The organism is Bombilactobacillus sp. ESL1092, from assembly GCF_058107465.1.
Genome location: NZ_JBYLUO010000002.1, coordinates 40,903 through 54,424, shown reverse-complemented (window position 1 = coordinate 54,424; position 13,522 = coordinate 40,903). Strand labels below are relative to the sequence as shown.

At 37.0% G+C, this 13,522-nt stretch carries 12 protein-coding genes; all 12 read left to right on the top strand.

Going from position 1 to position 13,522, the window contains the following annotated elements:
* Positions 1 to 619 precede the first annotated feature (619 nt).
* The 12 genes from AC3B6Y_RS09385 to AC3B6Y_RS09330 all read left to right on the top strand — a co-directional run bounded on the left by AC3B6Y_RS09385 (position 620) and on the right by AC3B6Y_RS09330 (position 13,481).
* A complete protein-coding gene (locus tag AC3B6Y_RS09385; protein ID WP_489791554.1) occupies positions 620 to 988 on the top strand; it encodes a hypothetical protein in 369 nt (122 codons plus the stop codon).
* A gap of 498 nt (positions 989 to 1,486) precedes the next feature.
* Entirely contained in the window at positions 1,487 to 2,281 is a 795-nt protein-coding gene (locus AC3B6Y_RS09380; protein WP_489769863.1) for a class A sortase, read from the top strand.
* A gap of 110 nt (positions 2,282 to 2,391) precedes the next feature.
* Positions 2,392 to 3,240 carry a hypothetical protein gene (locus tag AC3B6Y_RS09375; RefSeq protein ID WP_489769864.1) on the top strand — a complete coding sequence of 283 codons (849 nt, stop codon included), beginning with the start codon at positions 2,392 to 2,394 and terminating at the stop codon, positions 3,238 to 3,240.
* Between the two features lie 29 nt (positions 3,241 to 3,269).
* Positions 3,270 to 3,407, top strand: coding sequence for a hypothetical protein (locus AC3B6Y_RS09370; RefSeq protein ID WP_489769865.1), 138 nt, complete (start codon positions 3,270 to 3,272; stop codon positions 3,405 to 3,407).
* A gap of 9 nt (positions 3,408 to 3,416) precedes the next feature.
* On the top strand, positions 3,417 to 3,866 hold the full coding sequence (locus tag AC3B6Y_RS09365; protein ID WP_489791553.1) for a hypothetical protein: 450 nt from the start codon (positions 3,417 to 3,419) through the stop codon (positions 3,864 to 3,866).
* Between the two features lie 60 nt (positions 3,867 to 3,926).
* A complete protein-coding gene (locus AC3B6Y_RS09360; RefSeq protein WP_489769867.1) occupies positions 3,927 to 4,358 on the top strand; it encodes a hypothetical protein in 432 nt (143 codons plus the stop codon).
* A 90-nt stretch (positions 4,359 to 4,448) separates the two neighbouring features.
* Positions 4,449 to 4,994, top strand: coding sequence for a DUF5052 family protein (locus AC3B6Y_RS09355; RefSeq protein WP_489791552.1), 546 nt, complete (start codon positions 4,449 to 4,451; stop codon positions 4,992 to 4,994).
* A 450-nt stretch (positions 4,995 to 5,444) separates the two neighbouring features.
* Complete coding sequence (locus tag AC3B6Y_RS09350; RefSeq protein ID WP_489791551.1) at positions 5,445 to 5,819, top strand: hypothetical protein; 375 nt, start codon at positions 5,445 to 5,447, stop codon at positions 5,817 to 5,819.
* 451 nt (positions 5,820 to 6,270) lie between these two features.
* Entirely contained in the window at positions 6,271 to 7,194 is a 924-nt protein-coding gene (locus AC3B6Y_RS09345) for a CAP domain-containing protein (protein ID WP_489791549.1), read from the top strand.
* Between the two features lie 85 nt (positions 7,195 to 7,279).
* A complete protein-coding gene (locus AC3B6Y_RS09340) occupies positions 7,280 to 12,721 on the top strand; it encodes a VaFE repeat-containing surface-anchored protein (protein WP_489791548.1) in 5,442 nt (1,813 codons plus the stop codon).
* Positions 12,722 to 12,885: 164 nt separating this feature from the next.
* Positions 12,886 to 13,149, top strand: a complete 264-nt coding sequence (locus AC3B6Y_RS09335) for an AbrB/MazE/SpoVT family DNA-binding domain-containing protein (protein WP_489758066.1) — start codon at positions 12,886 to 12,888, stop codon at positions 13,147 to 13,149.
* Between the two features lie 2 nt (positions 13,150 to 13,151).
* Entirely contained in the window at positions 13,152 to 13,481 is a 330-nt protein-coding gene (locus AC3B6Y_RS09330; protein ID WP_489791546.1) for a type II toxin-antitoxin system PemK/MazF family toxin, read from the top strand.
* Positions 13,482 to 13,522 lie beyond the last annotated feature (41 nt).

Here is a 13,522-nt window from a genome sequence, read left to right as displayed (position 1 = left end):
AGGGCTTTTAGGAAATAAATAAGATATATGTTATTTAAGGATTTTTAGTTTTTGAAAATTAAGAATATCTAATAGTGAATTACATAGTTTGTGAATATGGATTGTTCGTTTTAAATTTATATTTGGATTTTAGTTAGTTTTTTATTATGTAAGCCTTTTATTTTTTTATTTTTTTTTTAAATTTACGCTTGATTAATTTTTTGGCATAAGGTATTCTGATTTTGTAACTAGAACTTGATGTTTATGAGATTTTTTCAGAAATGATTAAGTTTCTGAAATTGTTGATTGAACTTTTACATGCAAATAAAAAAGAGAGTGGTTTGCTAAAATAAGGCATTATTTTAGCAAGTCATAACTCGAACAATTCCCGTTGTTCGGCTATTTTTACTCTCCGAGAGAACTCCCTTTTTATAGCTATTGCAAGTAGCTGTAATGGGTTAGTTCACTTGGATATTTTAGCATAGATAGCGTTAACGTCTAAAGAACTTCGTTAATCTATTTAATTAATTAAGCTAAATTGAGTGGAGTACCTGTACAATGCAGGTGCTCCTTTTTTTGTTTGTTAGAGTTTTGAATTTCGATTCTGGTTATGGGTTGAATTGGGAATGGAGGGGAGCTAGTGCGACAGGCTTTTGATTATTCAAATAGTTATGGTAAACGTAAGCGATTGTTAGTTTATGGTGAAGACTTTTTATACAAAGATCTTTTGAATGAGTCACATTCGGTTAAATTGTTCTTCAGTGGTCAAGTATGGGTCAATATGGGCAATGGTATGTTTGTTTGTTCTAAGGATTCGCGTTATTTGATTAATTCACGAGAGGTTTATCAAAGAGCGCATACTGTTATGGATTCTCACCACCATTTAATTGCTAAACGTTTAAAGTTTTTGGATCCATCTAAGCTCCTTGATGTTGCATTAGTTAAGTCTGATCCTTTGTTTAATCCAGATGATTATGAGTTGAGAAGAATTCGTTTTGAATTTTGCTAATCATTTTAGCTAATTTGAAGCGGCTGGCGTTTCTTTAAGGCCTAATCTCTAATTGTTCTTTGAAAATTGAATACAAACAATCTAAGATCCGTTTGGTAACCGTGGTCAGGCGGGGAGAGGGTGAAGAAACCATACGATGTTGCGGTAAATTATCATTGGTTGGGGACTATTAACTAGGCAATCGGGCTAACTGCCAATTAGCTTGGATTGAAACGTAACTGTCCAAAAAGTCCTGTCTATACTCATTTGTATAGAAGTGGTCCAAGACGCAGTCCAAAAGTGAGTCAGTTGATTTTAAGTAATTGGTTTGATCAGTGTAGCGTTGGTGAGCTGGCTGAAAGAACAATCAATTCTGGATTAACTTAAAAAATTGCTTTCTGTACTAACAAAGAAGTTCCATTTATTACTAAAAAGTTATTAATTGATAATAAATCAAAAAATAAGAATAAAAATTCTGTGGGGATAGTACGCTCTTTTTACATAAAAGGGGGAGATGATTTGAAAAAACGTCAAATCAAAGTGGATACACCTAAACAAAGGTCGATTAAGGCGTATGTGCTTGTTTTTAGTTTGTTTTTTGTTTTTGTGATATTGGCATTTTGGTTAGGATCACCAGGGCACAAAGCTAATTTAGCTGTGGTTGATCAAAAAAACTTAGTTTATCGGTCCAAAATTCATGATCAAGTTAAGGGTCAGTTTAAATACGATGCGCAGACACAACAACCGGATTTCAACGGCTTGTTGCAACAGCGTAAGAAGAAAACTGGTTTAACTTTGCGGACCGAGTTATCAATTCCTAAATATAAGATTGACGTGCCCGTTTTTGAAGGGGTTACGCCTTATGTTTTGAGTTGGGGGTTAGGCACAGCTTATCCTAATGAGCGTTTAGGTTCTGGTAATTTTGCAGTTGAGGGGCACAATTATATGCAACTTAGTTATGCTCACGATTGGTTTTTGTCTAATTTGCAAAAATACGTTGCTCCTAAAGGCGATATTGATTTGAAATATGTCAGGATTCGAAAAGGTACGCCAATTTATGCTTTATCAGCGCATCGAGTCTATCAATATCGCGTGATTAGTCGGCAAATTAAAGATGTTCGCAACCCCACAGCTGCTCAAGTTTTAAAGCAGCAGGGAAATAAGCCATTGTTGACTATGAGTACTTGTTATGAACAAAAAGGTGTTTTACATCCAGATCAAAGAATTGTCGTTATTAGTGAACTGGTAAAGTCAAAACCATTTAAATTAACCGATAATTCTAATAGTAAGTTATTTAAACTTTCTTTGAATTAGTTATGTTTTGCTGATATTTGTTTCTCTAATAGCCCTATTGGGATCATTAGGGGTGATATAGTTACTTGTTTTTTCAAATTATTTTTAAGTTAAATGAAAGGTAATAAATAATGAAAAAATGGTCTTTGAAGACAGTATTAATATGTTCAATCTTGTCGGGACTATTTACTTTAGGTGTTAGCGATGTAAAAGCAACCACAAGCGTTAGTGAGCCTATTGAATCAGAGTCAGCAACTTCAACCAATAGTGCTAGTGAGGAAGAGGAAACTCCAAGTTCCAGTAATTCGAGTTCAAGGACACCTAGTTCTGGTTCGACACCAATTGAAGAAGACGAAGAAGAGTCAACACCTTCTAGTTCTCAAGTTAATCAAGCAGCCAATATTCAAAGTGCTACTAACCCTGCCTATAATTACATGCTTTGGTATTTATTATTTGCAGATAATAATGACAATGACAGTGGCAGTGGTAATCAAAAGCATGTGAAGTTAAATAAGCAGCAAAAAGCAGTTAAGGCTGTTGCTAATAAAAAATTATTGAAATTGCTTAGCAAAGGACACAGTTCCGATGGTGACAGTGCTGCTTTTGAAGTTATAAGTAAGAACAACAATAAAGTTCCCTTAAAAAAAGAATTTAAAAAGCTTTTTTCTAAGGATAAGGCTTGGAACGCACACTTGCTAATAATTTACAACAAGCATAATCAAAAGCTTTATGTAAAAACTGACAAGAAGAAGCTTGGACCATCAAATTCTCAACTAAATAAAATTAATCAAAAGCTCAAAGTGGCACCTGATCATAAAAAAGTAGTTAATAAGTACGTGTATCAAATCATGTTCAATTTTTTAAAGCATGCCAAACACTTGTCGTATTTTAGTAGTTATGACTTTTATATAACGTTTATTGTGCTTTTCTCTGTTTTAATTACATTTGCAGCTACAGCCTTAGTGCTTTTCATTAGTTAGTTTCTGATTTTGTGAGGGGGATTTGAATTATGAAAAAGGAAAAACAAAAAATTTTAGAAAGTGATTTTAAATCAAATCCTAACTATTGGCGAGAATTTGCTAAAAGGTTTGGTGGAGTAGTTGTTTGCAGCAATCAAACTGGTCAGCCGATTACTTATTTGAATTAGGAGGCTAAGGTGGATGATAAGGTGTTTAAATCAGATAAAAAGCACATTTTATTTTTGATATTTTTACTTGTTGTTTTACCAACATTGGTAGTTGCTTTATATCTTGTATTTCCTAGTTTAATACATTTTTTAATACGTTTAGTTAGTCATTTATCTAACGAATTTGTTAAATTAGGTTCTTTTTTAAAACGTTTAGAACGTCCAGCAACGATTTTTTTAATTAAAAATATTAAATTACTAACTGTGATTCAAATTTTCTTGTTTGTTGATTCTGTTATATGTTCATTATTTTTAGATTCTAAGGTTTTTCTAAATTTTCGTTTATTTGTTTCTTTGTACAGTATTTTTCCGGTTTTGCTGGTGTGTCTAGCGCCCATAGCGAATATGAATACGATATTACTTCAACTCTTGTCAGAAATTTCTATTTGCATCCCCTTAGCTTTCATCCGAAGTTTTTAAAATCAAATAAATTATTTCACTATGACTAAGTATTAATTTTAAAGAAGGGGTTTGAGGGTTATGACAGATAAGAAGAAACAGAAACTTTCTACTTTGCAACAGTTTAATTTAAAAACTCGTCAAGAAGAGGAAAAAAGTAATAGGGTATCGGTAGTTAGCAAATACTTAGCCAAAATTATTATTGGGATTTTTTTGATTTTCAGTGTTTCTTTATTAGTTTTGGGTTTGGTATTTGGCATTAAATTACTTATTAAATTAATTTGTAGTATTAACTATGGACCTTTAATTTACAAATATATTCATGCACTTATGGTTGGCAATTTTGTGGTAATCATAGATACCATTTGTCTGGGAGCGTGTTTAACATTATTTTTAAGTGCTACTTGCATCAAAGATGAATTTTGGCATTGGTTAATGTTGTGTTTAGGATTAGCTGTTTTATTTTTGGGAGTCATTATAAAGATGTTAATTGTACTCTTAAGGATTTATTAGTAGAAAAACGTCAAATAAAAATCCAACTTCAAATTTTTAGCAACTTTAGAAAATTTGAGGCTGGATTTTTATATATGGGAAGTGAAAAAGATGAAACATAAAAATTTTCTTTTGTTTTTATTTGTCTCTGCAATAGCAACCTTAACTGGTTGTTCTTTGAATGAAGACTTAATTGGGAATACAGGCGATAATGTCTATAATGTGACTTCTTATACTGCTAATGGTGAAGAAACAATGAAAACTTCTGCTTCTGGTAATAAGATCAACTTAACGAGTCATGATTCTGGCGAAAGTAGAGTCTACAAACCATCTTCTATTTTAACTATTACTATTGACGGTAAGAAAATTGAAAGCTCGGACGAAACCATTATTTTTGCAGATAAAAAATTGAAGCCAGTTAAAAATTTCTCTGTTGAAAAACCAAGAGCAGTTGTAATCCGGTCACAGAATGGTAACTATATTGAGGCTTTTCAGGGAAAAAATATTGGATGGCAAAATATTAGATGGAGTACAGAAAGTGACTTGCTTAATGACAGTGACTCGCCTAAGATGACCAAAATAATGATCGACGGTAAACAGTTATACATTCACAAAGCTGATTTCCAAATTGTTAATACTAAATTGCTGAAAAAATAGGAGGATAACATATCTTAATAGAAGCATTTAAAGGCTAATGATATGTTAAAATGTTTTCAGGTAAAGTAAATGCTAAGGCGGCGGCTATTCCAGAAATGAGGTGGTGTTTATGGTGTAACAACTGTAAAACCAGATTCTAAGGAAAGGATTAGCCGATTGAAACTACTAGCCATTGCTTACTTTGTTAACAGTTTTGTTAATGGAGTGCGTACGGTTGTAGAATTTGTCAAGTTGAAAAACAAGACAAAAAAATAATCGCCTTAGCCACGCAAGGCTAGCGATTATTAAGCTTTAATTTAAAAGTGAATGGTTGCCACCTTGGCAACTTTACCTAAGGGATTGGTGCTCTAACACCAGTCCCTTTTTCAATATCAATGATAACACATGCTATAATATTTTTGTACCCTTAAGGATTTAGCAATAGAAAAACCCACTGTTTGGGCTTCTGTCTTGGCTTTTGGTTTTTGTACTCTTAAGGATTTATCAGTAGAAAAACGTCAAATAAAAATCCAGCTTCAAATTTTTAACAACTTTAGAAAATTTGAAGCTGGATTTTTTAGTTTAAAGGAAAAGGGTTGGGAGAGATATGCTAAAATAATTAATGCGATAAGTTTTATGGGCGGTGACTGTTTGTTCTCAAGGAGGTGCTTGCGTATGAGAATACGGAAGAATCAACAGAAAGGATATACAGTCTTACTTGAATACCTACAAGGTATTAATGTTAATGATTGCTTTTGGCACATTAGTTGCCACAATCATGAACAACAAAAAGTAACAAAAAATCGTCCTACTCTAACTTTGGCAAGTTATAGGACGATTAAATAAGCTCTATAATTTAGTCACCGCCTTTAAAGCGGATCGCTAAGGGATTGGTGCTCTAACACCAGTCCCTTTTTCAATATTAATGATAACACATGCTATAATGTTTTTGTACCCTTAAGATTTTAGCAATAGAAAAACAACTTTCCACGCAAACCGATGGCTGGTTAAGTTTTTGTACCCTTAAGGTTTTAGCAATAGAAAAACGTCAAATATTGATCCAGTTTCAAATTTTTAGCAACTTTAGAAAATTTGAGGCTGGATTTTTTTAGTTTAAAGGAGGAATTTAAATGAATAGTTTAATTCTGTGGAAAACCTCATTTCGAGCCATTAGGGCGCCTCCAGTTTTGCACAAGAAATTTAATTAATTGGTTGATATGACTAGGCTTTGAAGCTCTTTCCTGCTAAAATTTAATTAGAAAGAAATTAAGTTTTAGAAACGGGGAGAGGATTTTAAATGAAGTTGAGAAAAATGTTAACTTTGATTTTTAGTTTAGGTTTAGCAGCTGGGGGAGCTACTTTAGCCAGTTCTAATCATGTGGGAGCTACTAAATATAATTACAAGGTCGCTACGGCGCGGACCACTCCATATACGCCGCTTTACGATAATAACTGTAATGTGATTGAAGCACGTGTGGTTTTTCCTAACTCTGATTGGCGTGTTGGAAAAGTTAAGCTTGTGCACGACTACTATTATTTCCAAGTGTCTGGTAAAGAATGGCTACGGTCAGACGACGCTACGGCTAATTTTAACCCACAAAATCTTCATTTAATGGATCAGGATAATAACACGCCGAATGCAAACGTAACTGAATCAGATAACCAAATTAATTTAGATGAGCAAGCAATTAGTAAGAGTATTTTTAACGAGGTCAATCGTTTGCGTGTAATGAATGGGTTAAATCCGTTAGTTGATAATCCACAATTAGATAGCTTTGCTCAAATGAGAGCAGAGACGGTTCATAAAAATGGAGATGTTCTTAATCACGATGGTAACTTTAGTGATACTCACCCTAACACTTATGCTGGTGAGAATTTAGGAGAAGATCCTTCCACTGGAAATGCTCAAACTGATGCTGTTAATGCTGTTATTGGCTGGTATCACGAATTGAATAGTAATTCAGCTAATGGTCACCGGTTAAATATGTTAAATCCATTATTTACCCAAGTTGGAACGGGCGTTGTCAAATACAAGGCTGCTTACAAGGGATATGATATTATTGAATCGCAGACCTTTTATATGCCAAATCCAGACCTTTCGACTATGACTAACGATCAAATTAACCAATTAAATGACTTCATTAATTCTTACTACACAAGCCCAGAAAAACCAAGCCATTACGATAAGACAAAAAACGACTATGTTTGGCCAAAATATTAATTAAAAACAATTTTTCTTTTAAAGCAGAACTAGCTTAGCTAGCTCTGTTTTTTTGTACCCAAAATTTAAAAAATGAGGTGTTTTGATGAAAAAAGCTAAAAATCGGCGCCGCAGTCGCTTAGCGACTATGTTTTCACTTTCGGTGGTGGTTTTGGGAACCATGGCTAATGCTGCAGCTCCCTTAACCACTGTGAAAGCTGACGATTCAGAATCAAATCCCTACAACGTTCCAGGTGTAACTAAGGATAATTTAGATGAGTTGCCGGCAAGCTTTAGTCACTATGGTGTCAGTATTCCAATGTCGGAATTTCCAGTCTATGGTTCCATGCACGGCGAACCATTGGTGCATACGGAATTTAACGCCGACGGCTACCTTGCTTGGTGTTTAAATTACAATAAGGTCACTCCGGATGCTTCAACGTACTCAACTGAAAAGCAGGATACGGGCGATAATATGTATCATGTGCTTTTAAATGGTTTTCCAATGAAATCAACTCAACAGTTGGGGCTGGACAACTTAGATGAAGCATTAGCTGCGACTCAGGAAGTAGTTTGGGATCAGAACGTTGGTTGGAACGGCGGATTTAATTTAGACGACGTGGATTACACCGATGGCAGCACTTTGGGCTTAGGAAAGCCATCCCTGCTTTCGGAACGGCAACGGGTTAAAATGGCGGCTCAGGAAATTAAGCAGAATGCTTCTGTGGATACTAGAACACAGTCTGAACCACAGATTATTGCTTCTGGGTATACAGAGAGTTTGCCTGAACATTCAAGCAGTTCTCAAGGTGGCTCTGGTAATGCTGGTAATGATAATGATGGCTATTGGACTATTACTTCTACACCTGATGGTAATGGTCAAGGTGTGGTTGATCCGCAAGGAAATACGACCTTTACTTTTCACACTAAAATTACGGGCGGTTATAAGCCGGTTAATGCTAAGTTTTCAACCATTTCTGGTCCGGCTGGTATGGTAGTGAAGCAAGGCGATCGTCAAGTGAAAGAAGGTGATCGTTGTGACGTTGGTGAAGATTACACGGTCACCATTCCGGCGCAAGCTCAATCAGAAAAGACGGCTGATTTTTCAGTTCAAATTTCAACACAGACCGATGGCTGGTTGCGTGCCAATGGTTATGTGAATAGTGGCGACGTGCAGAACACGTTGGTTCAAAATACTGGAAATGCAAGAGCTAAAACAATAAAAACTCCTTGGATTAAATATGGTGTCAATCCAACTTTAGGTGAGATTCATTTGCACAAGCAAGGAGAGGGTCAGGAAGCTTTAAAAGGTATTCGCTTTAATTTGATCAATGAAGATGACAATTCAGTCGTGCAACAAGGTGTCACGGACGACTCCGGAAATTTGGTGTTTAAGAAGGTTCCTCATGGTCACTATATTATCCGCGAAGCAAACACTGATCCGGATCACGAGTTGAATTTACAAGACCAACATGTTGAGCTAACTGACGACGAGATTGTTAACGCCCAATTTCCAACGGTTAACGTTCAAAATACGGAAATCAAGGATCAACCAATCTTGCAATCCTATGCAACTGAAGTTGATAGTGACGACACGAAGGGTTCACGGTTAGTTGACGCTAAATATGAGGATCTCCAAGATGAAATATTAGCTGATAATTTGGACGATGGCCATTCCTACAAAATAGTTGACACCCTGTACGATCGTTCTACTGGCCAACCTTTGAAGCTCAAAGACGGTTCGGTGGCCCAAGCATCCCAAACATTCACCGCTAAAAAAGCTGATCCGAATAAGGGACATGACCGTGGCTACTTTAAAGCCACTTTGAAGTACTCGCAAGTTGATTTGCACGGTTTACAAGGTGACAATATTTACGCGAAAGCAAATATTTACCGCGTGGCAAATGATCAGGTACCAACCCATGATGGCGAAGAGTTAGCGACTGAAGATACTACCAACAACGTTAACCAAACATTACACGTGTTAAGCCCGAAGATTAGTACGGTGGCCACCGCTAATGCTAGTTCGGCTGGTAAGGATAAAGTACCAACCGGCAACAAGGTTACTAACCCTTACTCCAAGACTAAAATCAACGATTGGGCCAATATCACGGATTTAGTGAAGGGGCATAAGTACACCGTTCACTTAAAGGAAATGACCACGGACGATCAAGGCAATCCCGTGGAATATAAAGATCCCACCACGAATAAGCCAGTAACCGTTGAAAAGACGTTTACAGCTGACGGTCCAACAAAACAAATTTCAACTGATTTTCCTGAATTCTCAACTGTGGATCAACAAGGTAAAAAATTGACAGTGTACTACAATGTCACACCGGCTGACGAAGACGATGATAAGTTGGGGTATCAAGAAGATATTACTGACGCTTCCGAAACAGTTCGGGTTACGACCCCACAGGTTAAGACGAAAGCTTCCATTGACGGTGATACGATTAGTAATCCTACTAAAACGGGTACTGTAGTTGATACCGCAACTGTAACCGACGTCGCCCCTAATCAACCGTTAGAATTGGGAGCTGTTTTAAGTGATTCCAAGTCCAATGCAGTGCAGCTGAAGGAGAAGAAGCAAACCTATGTTTTAATGGGCAAAACGACGGTGACACCAAAGTCGGATAGCTTTGTCACTGAAGTGCCACTGGAAATGGTTAATGCTCCCAAAGCTGATTCTAATGGTGATATTAAGATTGCCGATGCAGCTACTCGCCAAAAGTTGAACTCCTTGAAAGCCCAAAAGGTTGAGGATATTAAGGCTGATCCGGTTAAAGCTGGTGCTGCTGCCGGCGGGTCCGATCAAAAGCAACCTTACCAAATCAACACCCGTAAGTTAGCTGGCCAAAAGACCGTGGTCTTCGAAGATCTGTGGGAGTTGCCGGACAAACCATTAGCTTCTCACGCGGACGTGAACGATCAAGGGCAAACCATTGAAGTTACTAATCCGAAAATTCACACTGAAGCTTTGTTAAATGACCACCACACTAGCAATCCTCAAACCAAGAGCCATTTGGCAGATAAGGTAAGTTACGAGGGTGTTGCGCCGGGACATGAGTTGGATTTGGACGCTGTGGCCGTTGATCCACAAACGGGCGTGAATATTGCTTTGCGTACGGGTAAAGATGGTTCAAAGGTTTATAACTTAATGGGTAAGAAACGCTTCTACCCAGCCGCTGCGAAAGGCGAAACGACGGTTCCATTGCAGAAGGTAACGGCTACTAAAGAGTCAGTTGACGCTTCGAAGAATAAGGATAAAGTTAATCCCAATAAACCAGCTGCTAAACCGGAAACTAAGCCTAATCAAACGTCACAGGAACAAGTAGCCGGCGATCAAACTAATGGTCAAGGAAACTTTAAATTGTCCGTTAAAATCACTAAAAACGACAGTGACGCCGATATTAAAGACGGCATTAAGAAAGTTAATGCTTTGGCCAAACGTTATGGTGTAGATACAACTAAGCTTAATGACTATTTAAACAAGTCCCAAACGCCATTCTCAAGCTCTGATAAGCATTATTTGTTAGATGAGTATAAGAGTGTGGCAGCAGCCATTAAAAAGGCTCAGGGCGCTTCTGGAACGGGTAATAAGATTGTTCTACAAACGTCTATTTCCAAAAATTCTAGTGATAGTGATATTCAACGCGCGGTTAAAGATCTGTCGGCAGCTGCTGATTATTATGGTTTAGAAACTTCTAGTTTAGATGACGTGGTTGCGAAAGCCAAAAAGCCAATGACTGCTACTGATAAAGACGAGATCGTTTCTGCCTTTAATAATTTGGTGTCCAAGGTTAAGGAAAAACAAAAGTCTGCTCAGGATTCCTTGGATCAAAATTCTGGTACTAATGCTAATCAGCCGACCGATGACACGCAAAAATACGACGTGGTTTTGTCTGGAAGCACAAAGGCTAAACAGCGAGTTAAGGATAATCAGATTCAAGCACAAGATCCACGAATTGACGACTCTAAGCCTAATTCGAACGCTGATAAGTATTTGATTGACACTAGTTCTTTACGCGGTCAAAAAATGGTTATGGTCGAAGATTTGGTAAATTCAGAAGCCAATCCTGTGGAAGGTAATAACGTGCAAGAACCCATTACTTCGGAAATTGACGTCAATAACTTGAACCAAACAGTGCGGGTTACTAATCCTAAGATTCACACTATGCAAACGATCGATAATCAAAAAGATTTGGTGCTAGATGGTAAAAATACTAAAGTACCGTTAAAAGATACAGTTAGTTACACTGATCTAGCCCCTGATGAACAAGTGGTCTTGAATGCCGCAGAAATGGATACTGGTGCTAAGCGTCCGTTTTTGATCAATAATCAATATTTATATGGCCGTAAAACCTTTATTCCGGCTAATTCTGATGGCAAGGTTAGTGTTTACTTTAATCCGCAAGATGACGCGCCAGCTGCTCGTTATCTAACAACGATGTTGGATCAAAACGGCATGACAGCTAACAGTTCAGTGGTAGAAGATACGTCCGAAGCGATTGATAACAATACTAATGCGACTGACGGCGATCAAACCAATCATGGTTCAACTGGTAAAGGTGAGAATGCTAAAAATCCCGATTACTCTAACAAACCGTCAAATACTAGTGGTGATCAAACCACTAATGGTGGTTACAACAGTGTTACCGGTTCGGACTTAGGAACAAATAATGCCGATTCTAGCAATGATACGAGTGCCTATGACATTGATCTAAGCGATTTAAACAACGCGAAAACGTCTAAGACGCAAATGACGGCTTTTGAAACATTAGAAACCACGGGTAAGAATAGCAATATTATTGCGGAGCACAAGGATTATTCGGATGCCGATCAAACAGTAACTGTCACACATGGTACCAATGGTCATAGCGGCCATGGACATGGTGGTTCAACGAATATCAACGGTAACGCTAATTCCAACTCCAATGCTAATTCGAGTGCAAACTCCAATCCTAGTTCAACCACTAATAAAAATAAAAACAAGCAAAAGCAGCACCAGAGCCAAACTAATGGTGATAATACCAATACTGCAACCAACGGTAATGTAACTGGTGGTAACACTACAATTACTATCAATAACGATGGCTCCAATAGCGGATCTAATAGTGGCTCCAATGCGGGAACGAACACCGATAAAGGTAGTAAGGACGGTAAGGACGGCAAAGATGGTGCTAATGCCGCAAATGGTCAAAATGGTCAGGACGGTAAAGATGGCAAGGATGGCAAAGACGGTAGTGACAGCAAAAACGACAGCAATTCCGTAAAACCAGATTCCAATTCTTCTGATTCCAAAGGTTCTTCGTCAGACTCAGATACTGATACTCCTTCTTCTAACACTACGCCGAATGATCAGTCTGATTCCGATGATTCCGACTTACCAAGATCAGTTACACCATTACCAACCGGCAATGGTGCAGACACTAGTTCTGGCTTTGCACAAACTGGTGGTAGTTCTAAATTAAGTAGCAATCATTTATACAATTGGTTCTATGGATTAGTTTATAAAGTACACCAGAAGATGGTTTCTTGGTTTAAGTAAATGTCATGAATACAATATGTTCCACTTGCGCGTCACAGAGAAATCTCTAGTGCTTTTTATTGAGTAATAATATTCTTTATTTGTTAGATTGATAAAACTAAATTCTTAATGTAAGATGTAAGAAGTAAGAAATAGTTAATCCGATAAATTAGGAGGATAGGCATATGTCACAATTAACCAGTATTTTGTCTAGCAAGGGACAAGTCGTAATACCTGCTCCGGTGCGTAAGCAGTTAGGATTAGAAAAAGGTAGCAAAATATCTTTTGAAGTCAAAGGGGATCGGGTCATTGTAAAAAAGTTACCAACAGCTTTAGACTGGTCTAATCTAATAAAGGATATACCAGTAGAAGATGTTGAATTTGACGAGAACGGAAACTATGATCCTAAAAAATCTCCAGAGTTTCATGATTGGATGGTTAATGGCTAATTATGGAACCAATGGATATTTATATTGCTAATGTTCCTTATGAAGATACGGACGGAGAAAAAATTCGTCCTGCCTTAGTAGTAAAAATAACTGCTCAAAAAATTGGTGTTTTTAAAATTACTTCTCAATATGTTCAATCCTCCTATTTCAAGAAGAAATTTTATTACAGAATAATGGATTGGAAAGGTGCAGGATTAAATAAGCAATCATATATTGATACTCATAAGATATTTAGACTTCCACCTTCGAAAGTTTTTAAAAATCAACCAATTGGTAAATTGACTGATTCAGATGTTATTAGATTGTTTGAGTTCATAAAACAATCTGAATAATTTAATATGCTCCACTTGTGCGTCACAGAGAAATCTGTGGC

Excerpts from the sequence above, each read along its gene's own strand:
- AC3B6Y_RS09375 (WP_489769864.1), top strand. The coding sequence starts at position 2,392 with ATGAAAAAATGGTCTTTGAAGACAGTATTAATATGTTCAATCTTGTCG.
- AC3B6Y_RS09370 (WP_489769865.1), top strand. The coding sequence starts at position 3,270 with ATGAAAAAGGAAAAACAAAAAATTTTAGAAAGTGATTTTAAATCAAAT.
- AC3B6Y_RS09360 (WP_489769867.1), top strand. The coding sequence starts at position 3,927 with ATGACAGATAAGAAGAAACAGAAACTTTCTACTTTGCAACAGTTTAAT.
- AC3B6Y_RS09355 (WP_489791552.1), top strand. The coding sequence starts at position 4,449 with ATGAAACATAAAAATTTTCTTTTGTTTTTATTTGTCTCTGCAATAGCA.
- AC3B6Y_RS09345 (WP_489791549.1), top strand. The coding sequence starts at position 6,271 with ATGAAGTTGAGAAAAATGTTAACTTTGATTTTTAGTTTAGGTTTAGCA.
- AC3B6Y_RS09340 (WP_489791548.1), top strand. The coding sequence starts at position 7,280 with ATGAAAAAAGCTAAAAATCGGCGCCGCAGTCGCTTAGCGACTATGTTT.
- AC3B6Y_RS09335 (WP_489758066.1), top strand. The coding sequence starts at position 12,886 with ATGTCACAATTAACCAGTATTTTGTCTAGCAAGGGACAAGTCGTAATA.
- AC3B6Y_RS09330 (WP_489791546.1), top strand. The coding sequence starts at position 13,152 with ATGGAACCAATGGATATTTATATTGCTAATGTTCCTTATGAAGATACG.